We start from the raw sequence: 16,943 nt of genomic DNA, 5'->3' as shown, positions 1-16,943 counted from the left end.
TATTATTCTTTTAATTAGTGAAAAAAGCTTATTTTTATGTTGGTTTTTGGTTAACATGTCGAGGGTGGTTTTAGTATACTTTGGATTATATCGATTCGAATGCGGGGTAAGCATGAAGCGGCTGATATGGCTATGGCTCATTTTTTATACGGGTAGCCTGTATGCTCACAATCAATTAGTGGTTGATATTATGAGTAGTGAAAATTTTAGCCAACGTTATGCCGAATTTCTCAATGGCCGCTCGCCGTTGGATGTTAAGTCTTTTTACCCGACGACAAAAGGATCGCATATTGAAATTATAGAAATGGTCCTTTTACAGCAGGCACTATTTTTAGGAGGAGAGACAAGAGAAGTCGTCTTCAACCCTAAACCTTCTGTAAATATCGTGGAATTTTCAGATATGCTTTCGGGTGAAAGCCTAATTTTGGCGCGTAGTGTTTGGCATGAAGATATCATTAATTATAGAGGTTCACTCTATGTGAGTGATGCTGTGGTTGAATTTGGTCAATATGAAGCGGGCTTATATGTAACTAAGCGAAATGTGGCATTGCAAAACTTACCGCAAGAGCAGTTGGATCAGCTAACTGTTGTTGCAAACCCAAGATGGCGAGTGGACTGGCGGGCATTAATTAACACCGATATAAATATTGTGAGCTTTATCGGACCTTGGGAAACCATGCTAAATATGGTAGAAACCGAAGTGGTTGACGCGATGTTGATCAATTTTAGTGTTAGCCAAAATCTATTGCTAAATTTTGAAGAGCGAGAATACGTTCCTATTCAAAATATTAAGATGATGTTACCGGACTCACGGCATTTTATTGTCAGTAAAAAACACCCTCAGGGTGAAATGATTTTTGCAGCGCTTAATAGAGGGTTAAAAATATTACGGGCTCAAGGTGTAATCGATAAAGCCTTACACCAATCGGGGTTTATTAATCACCTCGTTAAAGACTGGGAATACGTAAATCAACAAATGCTCTCCTCAAGTCAGGTCGTGCCATGAAAAAAGAGTTGCTAGTTATCGTGAGTTATTGGTTGCTAAGTGTCAGTGCTTGGGCGAATATCAACACTGAAGCAACCCCCTCTCAGCGGGAAGATTTATCTAAGATGCTACTGCATTTAACAGATAGTCTAGAAGAAGATTACGACCTTAATTTGTTACCACAAGTACGCGTGCTGAGAGAGCAATCTAAGCAGTTGGGGGAAAAGCACCTACAGGCGCGTTCGCTATTGCTGGAAGGGCTGATCCGCCAACATTTTGGTGATTACAAGCACAGCCTAGTGCTCCACAACGATGCGTTGGCCATTGCGAAAAATCTGGATTCACCAGTATTAGAGGTACAAATCTATCTAGCACTGGCGCAACTGGAAATGGATTTGGAACGTTTTCGATATGCTCAACAGCTACTTTCTCGTGCTTATACGATGATCACAACCCGCATTGATGCAGAGCAGGCCGATAAATTAATGGGGGAATATGTGTTGTGGCAAGGCTCGCTGTATTTGCTCAAAGGAAGTTACCGTCAAGCGCTCGCCACTTTAAGCAAAAAGTCACTGTCTGAATTTAAAGGGCTATCGAGCAAGCTCGCACTTGCTAGGGCATGGGCTTATTTGAGTATCGGAGCGTATCCACAGGCACGCCTACTGATGAACTCACATTATATAAAAAAAGCAGAATTGAGCCAAAATTTGCATCTGAGAGTTCGTTATCAGCTTATGAATGCGACAGCTTATTTACAGGCAGGTGAATTTACCTCTGCGATAGATACGGCCAAGTTGGCGTTAAATGAAACCTTCGGCACGCGTTTTTTAACTGAGCAGTCCAAGCTGCAAAAAGTATTAGCTGGTGCCTACGCGCAATTGGGGGATTTTGAGCAGGCGCATTTATATCTAAAGCGTTTTGCGCTGTCTCAGCAAGCGCTTAACTTGCAAAAGCGCAACAACAAGCTTCTGCAATTAGAAGCCCAATATTCTCTCGCAGCGCAAAAGCAACAATTAAGTGTGTTGGAAAAAGACAATGCGTTGCAAGCGCAACAATTGATCCAGCACCAGCAACAGATCGACAATGCACATCTGGCGCAACAGCGTGGTGTATTAGGGCTGTTGCTCATTGCTTTGGCTTTAGGCTTCGGTTATTGGAGATGGCAAAACAAACGCTATTTAATAACGTTAAAGCAGCAAGTTGCAGAGCGTACTGCTGAACTCGCAGAACGCAATAAAAGGCTGCAAGCTCTGAGCTTCACTGACAGCTTAACTGGATTAAATAATCGCCACTACTTTTTCAGCGTCATTGATGCGCAAATAAAGCCTCAATCGACGTCACAAAGCGATAAGCAAGAGATGATATTTTGTTTATTGGACATAGATCACTTCAAAAAGGTGAATGATACTTATGGGCATGCTGCTGGCGACCTTGTGCTACAAACGGTCGCTGATATTTTAAAGCAGTGCACACGAGAAGGTGATTTGGTGATCCGTTGGGGGGGGGAAGAGTTTTTAATTGTGATGCCAAATATGACCCACAATGAGGCAATTGAGGCGGTAGAGCGCGTGCGTAGACAAGTGGAGTGTTTTCCATTTGTCGTGAATGAGCAGGCTATTCAGGTCACTTGTTCGATTGGCTTTGCTCCTTATCCTTTGACAAATGGCGCAAATAAATCATTAACTTGGGAACAAGTGATAGAGCTGGCTGACAATGGACTATACATGGCTAAGAAAGAGCATCGAAATGCGTGGGTCGGCCTTCATCGCCTTAATCACCCGCTAAACTGCTCGATAAAGCATTTAAACAAGGATTATCGAAGTCTTATTAATAGTGGCCAGGTGACTGCCAGTGTCAGCTATCAAACTTAAAGTACTGGCAGAAAATAGCATTCAACATGATAGAATGATGAGCATCCGTACTTATATTTGCTTGAATCTACTGTGCTCCCAATTGAAGAAGTTTTTCCAAAATTAGTTAAACAACTCGAACATCATGAAACGGTTCTCTTACAAGCGCCTCCGGGGGCTGGTAAGTCTACTTGGCTACCATTAAATTTAATGAAGTCAGGCCAGTATCAGCGCATTGTGATGTTAGAACCTCGCCGATTAGCGGCGCGTAATATAGCCCACTATTTAGCAAGTCAGCTCGGTGAGCCGCTAGGCCAGAGCGTTGGTTTACGGATCCGTCAAGAAGTTAAAGTGTCAGCGCAAACTCGATTGGAAATTGTAACAGAGGGCATGTTAACTAGAATGATTCAGCAAGATCCTGAGTTGACGGGAATTGACTTACTCATTTTCGATGAATTTCATGAACGCTCTTTGTCTGCTGACACCGCATTGGCATTTGCATTGGAAACTCAGGCTGCGCTGAGAGATGATTTAAAGATTCTGGTGATGTCTGCAACCCTAGATAGTGAGCGCTATCAAGCCTTTTTACAATGCCCCATCGTATGCTCAGAAGGACGCAGTTTTCCGATAACACATAAGTATGTACCACTAAAAGACGAAAGCCAGTGGTTGATGCAGATAGTTCCAGTGGTGCGCCAAGCAATTAAGGAAGAAAGTGGCAGTGTTTTGGTCTTTTTACCTGGTCAAAAAGAAATCAGGCAGGTTGCCAGTGCACTACAAAGTGTCTTTGAAGGTGAGCCGAGTATTCACATCGCGACGCTCTTTGGTGAGCAGGACAAATCTGCTCAGCAGGCGGCAATTGCCCCCGCACCTGCTGGGGCGCGAAAAATCGTACTAACAACAAATGTGGCAGAGACATCTTTGACCATTGAAGGGATCCGTATTGTTATAGATTCTGGAAAACGTCGAGCAGCGGTATTTAATTTGAAAACCGGAGTAACAGAGCTTAAAACAGTGTCGATTTCACGTGCTTCAGCGGTGCAACGAGCAGGCCGTGCTGGGCGTATTGAATCCGGGGTGGTATATCGCCTTGGTAGTCAAGCCCTATTTGAGCGACGTGATGCCCATGATAAACCAGATATTTTGAGCTCAGATATCAGTGGCTTGGTTCTGGAGTCTAAGGTGTGGGGAACCCAAGTATCAGAGTTACCTTTGTTAGATATGCCGAGCGATGCGCAGCTTAAGCAAGCACAGCAACTTTTAATGAACTTAGAGGCGCTGGATAAGCAAGGAAAACTACGGCCGCTAGGGCAACAAATGCAGCGCATTGGCAGTGAGCCTCGATTTGCACATATGTTGCTTAAAGTGAAGTCACTTGAAACTAAGTTACCAGGCATAACTTTATTGGCCTGTTATTTTATGGCACTACAAGATAGCCGGGTTAAAAGTGCGCCAGAACTGAGCCTAGCGCTTGGCCAGATGCACCATAGTGCCCCAGCGGCATTTACTAAACAGTTAAGGTATTGGTGTAAACGTGCTGAAATTGCGTATCAATCTGATGACTTGGCCATTGAACACTTAGCAGTCGTGGTGGCTTTGGCATACCCAGATAGGTTGGCAAAAAAACGTGGAAATGGGTTTGTACTGGCTAATGGTGCGGGCGTCAATGCGCATAGTGAATTTTGGCAAAGTACTCCTTATCTTGCCATTGCTGAGTTAGGAGGCCATCAAGGGCAAAGTATTTTTAGCGCAACAGCTTTTGAACCTGACGAACTTGCTGATATTTTGCCCTATTTATTCTCACAAAAAACCGTGTGTGAATTTGACCAAAAGCAAGCCCAGTTTTTACATCAAGATAGGGTTTACTTGGGCCAGTGGATATTCAGTGCAAAACCAAGTCAATTGCCCCTTGATGAGGCCGCGAGAACGCAAGCATGGTGTTCAATTGTGGCTGAAAATGGTCTGTCTATGTTTGCTAGCTATGCCGACTGTGCTCAGCTACTGGCCCGCATGCAGTTGGCCGCTAAGTATTATCCAGAAGAGTTTCCGGGAAGTAGAGAAGCGGATTTAATAGCAGAATTATCTCAGTGGTTAGAACCATTTTTGACTGAGGTAAAGCAGTTTAGCCAATTGAAAAAGTTGGATTTAAAAAACGCCTTGTTGTCACGTCTTGACTGGCAAAAACAGCAGCGCCTAAATACACTTTTGCCAGAGCGTATTGCGGTTCCAAGCGGTTCACAGATCCGAGTGCAATATCAATTGGCGGGGCCAGCGCGCCTCGCGGTTAAAATGCAAGAAGTCTTTGGCATGCTGCAAAGCCCGGTACTGTGTGAGGGCAATGTACCTGTATTAATGGAGCTGTTATCTCCTGCGCAAAGGCCTTTGCAACTTACACAAGATTTAGCGCATTTTTGGCAATCGAGTTATAAAGACGTGCAAAAAGAAATGAAAGGACGATACCCAAAACATTATTGGCCAGATGACCCCGCAACAGCACAAGCGACTAATAAAGTAAAAAGCCGTATGTAGATGTTTGGAGCTTGAACTGAGTGGGTCAAGGTAGATTGAGTAGATACTGATATAAACAATAATTACACCTTGACCTAAACTAAGCTTGAGGTTTTAGGCTGGTCCGAAAGATAGATAATAAAAACAGGATATTTAGATGGAACTCACTCAATTCTCTTCTCAGATCAGCCGATTTACTCCGCTTGTATGGACTATGTTGCTAGGCAACTTTTTTGTCAGGGCTAGCTATTACATGGTGTGGCCCTTTTTAGCGGTGATCCTGTATAACAAGTTTGCTTTGACCGCCACAGAGGTTGGAGTTTTGCTTACTGGTTCAGCCGTATTTGCCGTTTTGCTTGGGTTTTATACTGGTAACTTAGCCGATAGATTCGGCCGCTTTACCTTGTTATACAGTGCTGTAATCGTTGGCATTTTAGCGTTTACAGCTCTGGCTTTGGCTGAGCAACTGTGGACATTTTGCATTGCGGTCTTTTTTGCCTGTATGCCTCGCACGCTATGGGATGCGCCGAGTAAAGCGCTGCTCAGTGATGAATTGAGCGACAGTCAAGACAGGGAATTGGCACTGCACTTACTCTATTTTTTGGTGAATGTAGGTGCAGCGATAGGCCCTTTATTTGGCTTATGGGCTGGCCTCAATGGCGAGCAATTTAGTTTTATCTACACGGCTTTTGCTTATCTCGTGTTGCTTTTAGCATTAATAGTGAAACAAGCAAGTGCCATCAAAGTTGAGCGAGGCGGCGCACAAAAGTCAGTGCCTAGTTTTGGTGCTTGGCTGCGTATTTTACGTCAGGATACGCGGTTTTTATGGGTATTATTAGCAACATTTTTAGTTTACTTAGTATTTGGTCAAGGTGATTCGAGCCTAGTACAATATTTAACACGGGCACAGGTACCTGAGTTAGCTGTACTTATTTCTAGCCTGATCATTACCAATTCACTGATCATTGTTATTTTTCAGTTCCCTCTGTTGCATATGATGCGTGATTGGTCGATTCAATCTCGGTTGTATTGCGGAGGTTGGATTTTAATCTTGTCTCAGTTAATGATGGCGTTTAACCCGGTGAGCAGTTTTTGGGGATGGATCGGTGCTGTTGCAGTATTGAGTTTTAGTGAAGCGATTATGTTTTCAAATATCAATATTTATATTGACCGTATGGCACCTTCGCATTTAAAAGCCAGTTATTTTGGGGCCGCTGGCCTGTGCTCGCTGGGATTTGCATTTGCACCTTTGTTAGGTGGTGTACTGCTCGACTGGGGCAGTGGCACCACGTTGTTTATTGCTATGGCGATAGCGAGTTTAAAAGCCATCTATTTGTACCGTTTGGCTGCGCGCGCTCATTAAAAGCAGGCCAAGATTAAAAAGTAAAAGCGCTGTTGGCGCTTTTACTTTATGCAGTTTAGAAGTTGACTATGGTGGACACTGCTTCTTCTTCTGTGGTTTGAATCGACAGTTTGATTTGCTTATTTTGCCAGTCAATGTCGACCATTCCGTAGTTACTGCCTGATTTATTGATCAAGTGTCTATCGCTGGTGGTCAAATTGCTTACATTACTACTGACAATTCCGACTTTTCCACTTGGTATGCTTGCACCACTTGGCGCACAGTTACCCCACTCACCTGCAATCCCTTTGCCATTGTCATCCACTTTAGTGTAACACCAAGGTTGATCATGATCTTTGCTGGTGCAGCCTCTATAGGTCGTAATGCCGTAAGTGAATGGGAATTGACATTGCTGGTTGTACTGTCCATTTCCCTTAGTGTCAGCGTAGACTGGTAAGCGTAATGGATTCTCAATATGGTAAGGCCAGTTTTGACCAAAGCCAGATGCGGTTACTTCATAAACAGTGACTGCTGAGCCATGTTCGGCGCTAGCTGGAATGGTTTTTTGTAGTAGCTCTCCCCAGTGTTGATCGCCAGAGAGGAATATCACAGCTTTGGTCTTACCCGAGTTAACCGACTTTTGTACAAGGCGAAGCAGTCGATTTCGCTCCATAGGGACTTCAGCCCACGATTCATAGCTGGTACCAGACATACCCGTTTCATTAAGCTCGGCAATGGCCTGTTCAAACTTTTTGCCATCACCATAGGCACAGTACTTGTCTCGACTTCTACCTTGATAGAGGGGGGGTAAAAACTGAATACCGCTGGCGATCAGCTTGATTTCAGATGGAATATCAAGTTGTTGCTCAAGCCATTGCCACTGTTTTTCTCCTAAAATGGTTGTTTGATCTCCTTCACAGGTCCCATAATTGTCGAATGTAGGTGAACGAAAATAGCGAGCGTCCAATGTGATCACATGGGTTCTTTCATTGCTGGGACCGAGCATCTTGGCTTCATAAATACCGGCTTGGGCACCGTGTCTTGGATCCTGTGAAGGAACATCAAAGTGTCGAAGATATTCTTTTTGACTATTCACCCGCTGTGGGTAGTGTTTACCATCGTTATTCGCGCCATAATCATGGTCATCCCAAGTGGCCATCACTGGGATTTTGGCCGCTAAAAACTTTTGGTAGTCAATATTACGCTTCTTGTCATCGTACTTCTGACGCATGGTGCTCATGTCCGTGGTATCAGCGTAAATGTTGTCGCCTAACCAAAGAAATAAATCGGGTTGGTGAGAAATAAGTTTTGCCAGTGCCTGTGGCATATCCCCTTTGGTTTTGAAGCAGGAGCCCAGCGCGACTCTGTCGAGTCTTTTGCTCGGCTGAGGGTGGGTGTGTGTCAGTAGAGGTTCGTTTTCGATGGTTTCACAGTTTTCCCAGTTACCTTCACCATCTGTATAGCACCAAGGCGTATCTTGGTTTATGGTTGCGCAGCCAAAAAACTTTTCCCCTTGATACTGGGATGGTGTTTGACACAGCTTTCCTGAAATTGTTTTGAATTTTGGAATAGTCTCGGTGCGTACATGTCCCCAAGTTTGTCCATCAACGGCTTGTTTTAAATAACACCATTGGCTGTTGCTGTTGTTTTTATCGGTTGTGCCTTGATAGCGAGCAGCTTGATAACTAAACGAAGTTTGACACTGTTCGTAAGGGACTTCTGGCGCTGCGTATGTATGGTATGCGGCACTACTTAACAGAGCTGCTGTTAATATATAGCTTGTTTTTTTCATTGGTATTCCTATTATTTCCTACTGTTCCTCCCTGTGAATTGTGCCTTTTGCGTAACTGGGCGAGTGTGCTTCCTGCTGAACGTGAGCAGTGTATTTCCTAAAAATGAAACGCAGTTGTCAAAAGCATGGCAATATTATGTCTAATGTCATTGTCACGCCGTAATTGGCTGATCTTTCAAAAGGGGTTAACAGGTAAGTTAATGAAATAATAGATTTTTATTATTATATTTATATTCTCTACCAATTTCCTAATTTATCCACTGTTTACTTGCACTTGTACCTGATATTGGCTATTTTGAGCTGGTAATTGTATTTTCCGCATACGACTACAAGGCTACGGACAAAAAGGATTTTGCAATAAAGTTAAAACTAAAAACCATAAAGCTCATGTTATAGAGCAACAGGAAAGTTGGCTTGCCTGCTAACGGTAAACGTTCGCTTGGCAGAGGCGTTAGTTGCACAATTTGTGTCGGTAGTTGTGGCATGGAGCATTCAAGATAAGTTGAGCTCCGGCGACAATATTTGAAATTTGCTAAGTAAAAAGCGGAGCCTATGGCTCCGCTTTTTTTCATCACACCGTCATATTAAGTGGTGTTGAGAGATTTGAAATTTGCTACTTATTTAATGCTATTCCAATACTTTAATGAAAAATTATCAACATTGACCGTTGCGGAGGCATTGCTAAATGACCTTACTCGGACTAAAAAGCGATAGAGTTGCTTGTTGTCATCAAGTGGGTATATCTCATCTACTTGGAAGCTGCCTTTACCTAAAGTCCGAGTTTCACAAAATGACTCAAGTTCGCCACCTCGGTAATAGACATCGGTACATATTTGGAGTGGTTCACCATATTCAGCCTCTGTGACATTGAGATCTAACATAGTATGAATTTGTGTCGCGTAGGCATCATAGCTCCATGGAAAAAAGTAAGAGTAGCTTGCTTGGCGCCAAGGAGAAATGGCCATCTCTAGGCTTTGCTCACCGTACAGAGGAGTATCTTGATTGAGAGAAATCGAGACTTGATCAGGGTAACGCGTGGTAAATTCGACATTGCCTGACTCATAATCATTACGTACTTGATAAGCTGCACCTTCGACTTCTGTAGCCGCACTATACATGTCTATATTTTCAATCAATATGACACCGCTTGCCTCAATATCAAAAGCGATAGAAGTGATCAGTGCTGTGTAGTAGTCATCACTGAAATCTAACATCAGCGGGACAAGCTTACGCTCGTTCGGAGCTAATACTAGAGTGTTGTAGTTGGCAATTGTATTAGCTGCGCCCGAAAGCTCTTTGGTGAAGTCAGTACGGCCTGAGAATGTGATTGTACGAGGCTCATTACTAGGGTTATGCAATGTGACATAGGTTGCAAGGTAGTTATGTGTAGAGTGAGCCATGAAAAGGCCGCTCGTTTTGTTGAATTTCAGTTTGTGGCGCCCAGACTCATCGGCATTGACCTGTATTGCATATTGTCCATTGTCAGTGTGATGATTTACCACGGAAGGGTTGCCAGAAAAGTACCGATCAAGCTCCGTTTGGATTGCTGAATCAGAGCTGCCATCGATTGTTAAGTGTGTAATTGCCGTGCTCGCTTCGCCTTTATTTTCACCGAGTGATGCTTCTATATTGTCAAAAATAACAGGCATTTCCTCAAGCAAATGGGTACTCCACTGAGCCGTCACATTGGTGATTTTTTTGCCCTTTGGCAGGGTCGTTTTGAAATCAAATGAATGTATGCTGTCGGCTTGTGGTGGCACTATGTGGCCGTCCGAGTTGTACACGACCATTTGGCTGCCGTCATCGAACTCAATTAAGAATGATGTATAGAAATAGAGGTTTTGCGCATATTGTGCATGAGCAAGCTCAGGTAGCTTGATATCATAACTGACTTTGAAAGGGGTTGATTGAGAAAATGTTTGATTGATTGCGAATGTGCGTTGGATCTCGAAGTGGCTTTGCGCATTCACTTGTAGACTGTAATTTCCCGATATTGGATATTGATTGCTTTGCCCTATGGAAGTGATATCGCCGTAATTGATCTCAATTCCTTCAGATGAGCGTTCAAAATCTAGCTGTGCGATTGGCTGAGCATAGGCTTGATTTGCAAATAGACCTGCTAAAGCAAGTACTAAAGACTTAACTTTCATATTCCTTTCCTTATTTAGTTGTAATTTCGCTGTTTTTGTCGGTAGGTTGAATAAAATATTTAGCTCTATTTTTAACAAAATAATAAAATACTAATTTAGTATTAAGTTTTTAACCGGGGTTGTTTGTTTTATGAACAGCTTTTAACTGTTACTGATCTTGCGGAATAATCACTTCTGGTCCTATGGGGTTGTAACGGCTTGGTTTATCAATTTGTTGTGCAATTAACGTTTGGGGTAAGTATGGCGTCAGTAAGGGTGTGAAGTGCGCCACATTATGGTAAGTATCATCTAGCCACTGATCTAGTAACCTCGGCTGTTGAGGCAAAATAAATGGGCTGGCTTTATCGTGGTATGGCGCAAGCTTTGGGTGCGGCGAAAGCGTAATGATTGAGCAGGAAAATATCTGCTCTTGGGTAACAGGATGATGCCATTTTTTATACAAACCAGCGAAACACAGTGCTGCATTGTGTGCTTTAAAGTCATAATAATGTAATGGTTTGCCATTTTTGTATTGTGTTTCTCCAAACCCTTTTGCAACCACAATACAGCGGTGGTGCCTAAATGGTTGATATGCGGCACTGGTTGTGACGTTGAGTTTGTCGTGGCGGCTATTGAACGAGGTATATTTAGAGGGTTTAAAGCCGGTTTCAGTTTGTGTAAGTAGCAGCCACCAAGTTGCGTCAGTTACTTTACGCTGATTATTTTCTTGATAGATGATGCTCACTTTATCGGTTGCTCTTTTAAAGCGTGCGAACTGTATTTTCTCTGTTGGGTTTTCGATGCCCAAGTCTATTAATATTTGGATCACAAAGGGGTCATCTGTGATGTTAAGCCTGCCACACATATGCTTGTCACCTCCACGAATGTATCCGCTATGACAAATATAGTTCAGCCAATGCGGACGATAAACTTGCACTTTTGAAATTGATCATTAATACTGTATATATATACAGTAAAGTGTGTGATATGGCCAATTTAATCGATTTTTTACAACATCAGAACCTTGTTTGGCAGGGGACTGATAATGCACCACTGACTCAGCGCTTAGTTGAAAAAGTAAGCACAGGGTATGATGTACTTGATGCGCATCTTGATGGTGGGTTCCCTATGCCTGGAGTGGTGGATATAAAAAGCCACACGGGGGTAGGTGAAGTACGTTTACTGCTACCTTATATTCGCTCGCAATCGCGCTTATGTGTCATGATAAACCCGCCAGCTTGTATCAATGCCCATGCGCTTTTACATCAAGATGTTATGACTGAACTTGTATGGGTGATCTCGACTAACACTTGCCAAGAAGCACTATGGGCGGCAGAGCAGTGTTTAAAAAGTGGTGCGTGTGGCAGCGTCTTGTTATGGCATCGAGATCTGCAAGTACATCAGGTCAAACGCTTATTGCTGAGCGCTCAAACGGGCAAAAGTTTATGTTGCTTGTTACGTAACGATGTTTCTCAATTTGGTTCTCTGCCTGTGAGTTTATGCTTGCAGCTTGAACCAGATATTGATGGGCTTAAAATTAAGGTGAATAAATTACGCGGTGGTTGGGCTAAACCGCAATTAACCCTACCTTGGACGTTACTATGGCCACTTGTGATGACGCAGACTGAGCAGACGTCTCTTGAAGCCCAAGTGTTACCTTTTTTACAGCCGCAGCGCCGCGCGAGCAGGTAGGGTTATGGCTCTTTGGCTTTATTTACACTTTCCTCAGCTGCAATTGGACAGTCTACACGCTCAAGATATGCAAGTGCCCCCGACCATTATCGTTTCAGGTAAAAATCACAGCGTCATACAGTTGAATCGGTCGGCTCAGCAACTGGGGGTGCGCAAAGAGATGGGGTTAGGTGCTGCTGCCGCGATGAGTTCGTCTTTATGTGTGCTTGAATACAGTGAGGTATATACGCAAAAGCGTTTAATTGAGTTGGCTCAATGGCTCTATTTAGACACTGCTGAAATACATTTATCAGAACCAGATGGGCTGCTGTTGAAAGTGTCGAGTATGCTGTCTTTACATCAAGACTTAGACCATTACTGGCAAGTTATTCAAGCTCGACTTGAATCACAGCATGTGCATTATCATTTTAGCTTGGGCTATTCGCCTATTGCGGCGCAGCTGCTGGCACAAAATCAGTTTGACAGCCTGTGTCAAAATCGTGAGCAACTCATGAGGCAGTTAGGCAAGCTGTCAATCAATACTTTGGCGTTGACAAGTCAGCAACAGCAAAAGCTAACGCGTGTAGGCGTGAGAACAGTACAGGCCTTATTGGATATTCCATTGTTGGAACTCGGTAAGCGATTCGATACAGCCTTAGTGCATTATGTTGGGCGTTTACAGGGCAAATTGCATCACCCGGTCACCTTTTATCAGCCACCTGAAGTATTTGAACGTCATTTAACCTTGCTGTATGAAATTGAGAACCTCGACTTTTTAGCTCGCCCATTACTTAAGCTGCTGGTGCAACTAGAGCAGTTTTTACGGCTGCGCAATAAGCTGACTCAGTCCATTGAGTTGACATTTTATCAGCGTGATTGTGACGCATTGCAATTGAGTGTAGGGAGCGCACAAGGGGAATATCGAGCAGATAAATGGCAAGCTTTGTGTCAGCTTGTATTAGAGCGGACTCAGCTATCAGCTCCTTTACAAGCTGTGGCGTTAAAAGTGCCGATACTTTGTGAACCGCAGACATTGGCAGATGATTTATTCTCTGAACGTATTGGCACAATGACCGCTGCGGGTTTGCTGAGTACTTTACAGGCAAAGTTAGGTGAAGAGGCTGTGCAGGGGATCCAACCAATGGCCGATGCTCGCCCAGAGCACGCAACAGGTCGAGTTGAGCCATTAGTGCACGTTAAACGCACAACAATACCAGAGCAAAAACCACCGTTATGTAGGCCTAATCTGTTGTTACCTCACGTGCAGCCTTTACATTGTAAAGTGATACTACTTCAGGGCCCTGAAAGAATCGCAACAGGATGGTGGGATGGTCATGAAGTAGAGCGCGATTACTTTGTGGCACAAGATGAAAGTTATCGACGTCTATGGGTTTTTAGAGATCGGCAGCAGCGTTGGTTTATGCATGGGATATTTAGTTAATGCAGTACGCAGAGCTTTTTTGCCAGAGCAATTTTTCATTTTTGACAGGGGCGTCACACCCAGAAGAATTGGTTAAACAAGCCCACTTTTTTGGCTACTCAGCACTGGCTATTACCGATGAGTGCTCGCTTGCTGGTGTTGTGCGTGCGCATACCTTGATAAAAGATGAAAAGCTTGACCTAAAATTGATTGTCGGCAGCGTTTTTCGTTTGGAGTCACTACAAGTGGTTTTACTTTGCCCAAATAAAAAGGCCTATAGCGAATTGTGCCGCGTGATCAGCAATGCCCGACGGCGGGCTGACAAAGGTGAGTATGCTCTTGAAAAGTGGGATTTGTTATCTGTAAAACACTGTTTGATAATTTGGTTACCGCAGGGGGAAGTTGAGGATGAAAACTGGGGAACTTGGCTCTCTCGACATCATGCCTCACGTGTTTGGATAGGGATACAGCGAAATTTAAGTAATCAAGAAAAGCAATACCTGCATCATTGTGAAACATTGGCTCAGCAGCTGCATTTCCCAATCTGTGCCGTGGGCGCAGTGTTAATGCACAGTGCTCAGCGTATCCGTCTCCAGCATGTACTGACTGCCATCAGTCAGAATCAAAGTGTTGAGCAAGTTAAAGCCCAGTTGCTGAGCAATTGTGAGCGAGCAATGCGCTCAAAAGATAAAGTCAGCAAAATATTTAAGCCACCTTGGGTCACAGAGTCATTAAAGATTGCAAAGCTGTGCACCTTTAATTTAGATGAGTTGCGTTACCAATACCCCAGTGAGTTAGTGCCACAAGGCCAAACAGCAATGCAATATTTAAGATCTTTGGTAGCAAAAGGCATACAGCGCCGTTTTACTGAAGGAGTCCCTGATGATATTGCCAAGACCATCGAAAAGGAGTTGAGCTTAATTGAAGAGCTGGACTATCCCTACTTTTTTTTGACTATTTATGACATCGTGATGTTTGCCAAAAAGCAGGGAATTCTCTATCAAGGAAGAGGTTCCGCGGCCAACTCAGTGGTGTGTTACTGCTTAGAGATCACGGCGGTAGATCCCCGTCAAGTTGCGGTTCTGTTTGAACGCTTTATTAGCCGAGAGCGCAACGAACCGCCTGACATCGACGTTGACTTCGAGCATCAAAGGCGCGAAGAGGTGATCCAATATATTTATCAAAAGTATGGCCGCAAACGCGCTGCATTGGCTGCGACTGTAATTACTTACCGCTTTAAAAGTGCAGTGCGTGATGTGGGAAAGGCGCTCGGGATCAGTGAGACGCAATTGGTCTATTTTATTAAAAACGTAAATCGACGTGATCGCAGTTTGAACTGGCAAGCGCAAATTGTTGAGCTGGGCTTAGAGCCGGACTCATTAAAAGGTGCGCAGTTTATCGAGCTGGTCAATGAAGTCATGGGATTCCCGCGTCATTTGTCGCAGCATGTCGGTGGCTTTGTGATTTCCGCAGGGCCTCTACATGATTTAGTGCCAGTCGAAAATGCTGCAATGCCAGAGCGTACAGTGATCCAGTGGGATAAAGACGATTTAGAAAGCCTTGCTCTGTTAAAAGTAGATGTGCTGGCTTTGGGTATGCTCAGTGCTATTCGTAAAACATTTGAGTTGGTTGAGCAACACACGGGACGGAGCTTGAACATTGCGCAGCTAACCCGGTTACAAGATGACCCAAAAGTGTACGACATGATTCAAAAAGCAGACACTGTGGGGGTATTTCAAATTGAGTCTCGTGCACAAATGAGCATGCTACCTCGTTTAAAGCCTCAGTGTTACTATGATTTGGTGATTCAAATAGCCATTGTAAGACCGGGACCAATTCAAGGTGATATGGTGCATCCATTTTTGAAACGGCGCAATGGTGAAGAGCCTGTTACTTACCCCTCTGAGGCCGTGAAGTCAGTGTTGGAACGCACCTTAGGAGTGCCAATATTTCAAGAGCAGGTCATTAAGCTGGCGATGGTTGCTGCTGGGTTTTCTGGAGGGGAAGCCGATAAACTCAGACGTGCGATGGCGTCTTGGAAAAAGACCGGAGAGTTGATGCAGTTTAAAGAAAAGCTACTCAACGGCATGACTCAAAGGGGGTACGATAGCCAATTTGCAGAGCGTATCTTTGAGCAGATCTGTGGGTTTGGAGAGTATGGCTTTCCCGAGAGTCACTCAGCTTCATTTGCCGTATTAGCGTATGCATCGTCTTGGCTGAAGTTTTATTATCCGGCGATGTTTTACACTGCATTACTCAATAGTTTACCTATGGGGTTTTACAGTGCATCACAGTTACTCCAAGATGCTAGACGCCATAATGTGCCTGTCTTACCCGTATGTGTGAACCACTCCCGCTATGAGCATTTTATATGTCAGGTTGAAGGGATATGGGCTATTCAGTTAGGTTTTAGGATTATTAAAGGACTTAATCAAAATATTGCAATACTCATAGCTGATAAACGTCCTAAGCAGGGGTTTAAAAGTCTACGGTGTTTGTCTGAATTAGGCGTCGAGAAAGTTGCACTTGAGCGCTTGGCGTCTGCAAATGCGCTGTCTTGCTTTAGCGATGATAGATATGCAGCTCGTTGGCAGCTGATGGAACAAGAGTCTACTCTGCCCCTTTTTAATGCGCTGCCATATGATCAGGTGCCCCATATTCAATCGCCAGATGCGTTTGAAGATTTATTGGAGGACTACGCTGCGACGGGAGTGACGCTTAACCAACACCCGATCACCTTGCTTGATGAGGCGCAGATGCTTGGTGCATTTACACGGATGACTGATTTAAATAAAAAAGCACACAAAAGCTTGGTGACGGTGATAGGTGTGGTGACGGGGAAGCAATCCCCTGGAACGGCTGCTGGTGTGACATTTTTCACGCTAGAAGATGACACCGGCAATATTAATGTGGTGGTATGGGCTGGCACAGCTAGGGCACAAAAGCAGGCTTACTTAGGCGCTAAATTATTAGAAGTAAGGGGGATTGTAGAAAAAGAAGGGGATGTGATCCATGTTATTGCCGGGCGCTTAATTGACCGTAGTGAGCTGCTTCAAGGGTTTGATGCAAAATCACGAAACTTTCATTAAAAGGCTGTGTTAGGTCAGACCATTCAAAATGCCTTGAGTGCTGTAATTTACTGCAACTGTGCCATTTCCTACTGAGAGTGAATTGGACTCAGCCTCTAACTTCGCAGTCTCTTGCTGGTTTCTTTCAAAGCTTTCATCCCTTACCTATACTGAAAGC

At 44.0% G+C, this 16,943-nt stretch carries 10 protein-coding genes; 7 read left to right on the top strand and 3 right to left on the bottom strand.

The window, feature by feature from the left end:
- The first annotated feature begins 112 nt into the window (after window positions 1-112).
- The 4 genes from MHN81_RS10625 (at window position 113) to MHN81_RS10610 (ending at window position 6,706) form a co-directional block, all read left to right on the top strand.
- Entirely contained in the window at window positions 113-1,006 is an 894-nt protein-coding gene (locus MHN81_RS10625; RefSeq protein WP_036974780.1) for a hypothetical protein, read from the top strand.
- Window positions 1,003-2,856, top strand: a complete 1,854-nt coding sequence (locus MHN81_RS10620; RefSeq protein ID WP_239425701.1) for a GGDEF domain-containing protein — start codon at window positions 1,003-1,005, stop codon at window positions 2,854-2,856. Before MHN81_RS10625 ends, MHN81_RS10620 begins: the two co-directional genes overlap by 4 nt.
- 72 nt (window positions 2,857-2,928) lie before the next feature.
- A complete protein-coding gene (gene hrpB / locus MHN81_RS10615) occupies window positions 2,929-5,364 on the top strand; it encodes an ATP-dependent helicase HrpB (protein WP_239425700.1) in 2,436 nt (811 codons plus the stop codon).
- A 136-nt stretch (window positions 5,365-5,500) separates the two neighbouring features.
- Window positions 5,501-6,706: an MFS transporter gene (locus tag MHN81_RS10610; RefSeq protein ID WP_239425699.1), complete on the top strand. Its 1,206-nt coding sequence runs from the start codon at window positions 5,501-5,503 to the stop codon at window positions 6,704-6,706.
- Between the two features lie 55 nt (window positions 6,707-6,761).
- Here MHN81_RS10610 and MHN81_RS10605 read toward each other — a convergent pair whose 3' ends face one another.
- The 3 genes from MHN81_RS10605 to MHN81_RS10595 all read right to left on the bottom strand — a co-directional run bounded on the left by MHN81_RS10605 (window position 6,762) and on the right by MHN81_RS10595 (window position 11,471).
- Window positions 6,762-8,477 carry an alkaline phosphatase D family protein gene (locus MHN81_RS10605; protein WP_239425698.1) on the bottom strand — a complete coding sequence of 572 codons (1,716 nt, stop codon included), beginning with the start codon at window positions 8,475-8,477 and terminating at the stop codon, window positions 6,762-6,764.
- Between the two features lie 617 nt (window positions 8,478-9,094).
- On the bottom strand, window positions 9,095-10,627 hold the full coding sequence (locus tag MHN81_RS10600) for a hypothetical protein (protein ID WP_239425697.1): 1,533 nt from the start codon (window positions 10,625-10,627) through the stop codon (window positions 9,095-9,097).
- 148 nt (window positions 10,628-10,775) lie between these two features.
- Window positions 10,776-11,471, bottom strand: a complete 696-nt coding sequence (locus MHN81_RS10595; protein WP_023397043.1) for an SOS response-associated peptidase family protein — start codon at window positions 11,469-11,471, stop codon at window positions 10,776-10,778.
- 122 nt (window positions 11,472-11,593) lie between these two features.
- Between MHN81_RS10595 and imuA the strand changes: the two genes are divergently transcribed.
- Genes imuA through MHN81_RS10580 form a run of 3 tightly spaced genes read left to right on the top strand, consistent with a single transcriptional unit; the run spans window position 11,594 to window position 16,786 of the window.
- Window positions 11,594-12,298, top strand: coding sequence for a translesion DNA synthesis-associated protein ImuA (gene imuA / locus MHN81_RS10590; protein WP_239425696.1), 705 nt, complete (start codon window positions 11,594-11,596; stop codon window positions 12,296-12,298).
- Between the two features lie 4 nt (window positions 12,299-12,302).
- Window positions 12,303-13,718: a DNA polymerase Y family protein gene (locus MHN81_RS10585; protein ID WP_023397041.1), complete on the top strand. Its 1,416-nt coding sequence runs from the start codon at window positions 12,303-12,305 to the stop codon at window positions 13,716-13,718.
- Window positions 13,718-16,786 (top strand): error-prone DNA polymerase, encoded by a 3,069-nt coding sequence (locus MHN81_RS10580; RefSeq protein WP_023397040.1) that lies wholly within the window; start codon window positions 13,718-13,720, stop codon window positions 16,784-16,786. Before MHN81_RS10585 ends, MHN81_RS10580 begins: the two co-directional genes overlap by 1 nt.
- The last annotated feature ends 157 nt before the right edge of the window (window positions 16,787-16,943 follow it).

The sequence above is a fragment of the Pseudoalteromonas sp. Of7M-16 genome, from assembly GCF_022347805.1.
In the GTDB taxonomy this organism is placed as follows: Bacteria; Pseudomonadota; Gammaproteobacteria; order Enterobacterales; family Alteromonadaceae; genus Pseudoalteromonas; species Pseudoalteromonas luteoviolacea_F.
This window is presented reverse-complemented; position numbering and strand designations above follow the sequence as displayed.

Coding starts and splice junctions, on each gene's coding strand:
- MHN81_RS10625 (WP_036974780.1), top strand. CDS start 113: ATGAAGCGGCTGATATGGCTATGGCTCATTTTTTATACGGGTAGCCTG.
- MHN81_RS10620 (WP_239425701.1), top strand. CDS start 1,003: ATGAAAAAAGAGTTGCTAGTTATCGTGAGTTATTGGTTGCTAAGTGTC.
- MHN81_RS10610 (WP_239425699.1), top strand. CDS start 5,501: ATGGAACTCACTCAATTCTCTTCTCAGATCAGCCGATTTACTCCGCTT.
- MHN81_RS10605 (WP_239425698.1), bottom strand. CDS start 8,477: ATGAAAAAAACAAGCTATATATTAACAGCAGCTCTGTTAAGTAGTGCC.
- MHN81_RS10600 (WP_239425697.1), bottom strand. CDS start 10,627: ATGAAAGTTAAGTCTTTAGTACTTGCTTTAGCAGGTCTATTTGCAAAT.
- MHN81_RS10595 (WP_023397043.1), bottom strand. CDS start 11,471: ATGTGTGGCAGGCTTAACATCACAGATGACCCCTTTGTGATCCAAATA.
- imuA (WP_239425696.1), top strand. CDS start 11,594: ATGGCCAATTTAATCGATTTTTTACAACATCAGAACCTTGTTTGGCAG.
- MHN81_RS10585 (WP_023397041.1), top strand. CDS start 12,303: ATGGCTCTTTGGCTTTATTTACACTTTCCTCAGCTGCAATTGGACAGT.
- MHN81_RS10580 (WP_023397040.1), top strand. CDS start 13,718: ATGCAGTACGCAGAGCTTTTTTGCCAGAGCAATTTTTCATTTTTGACA.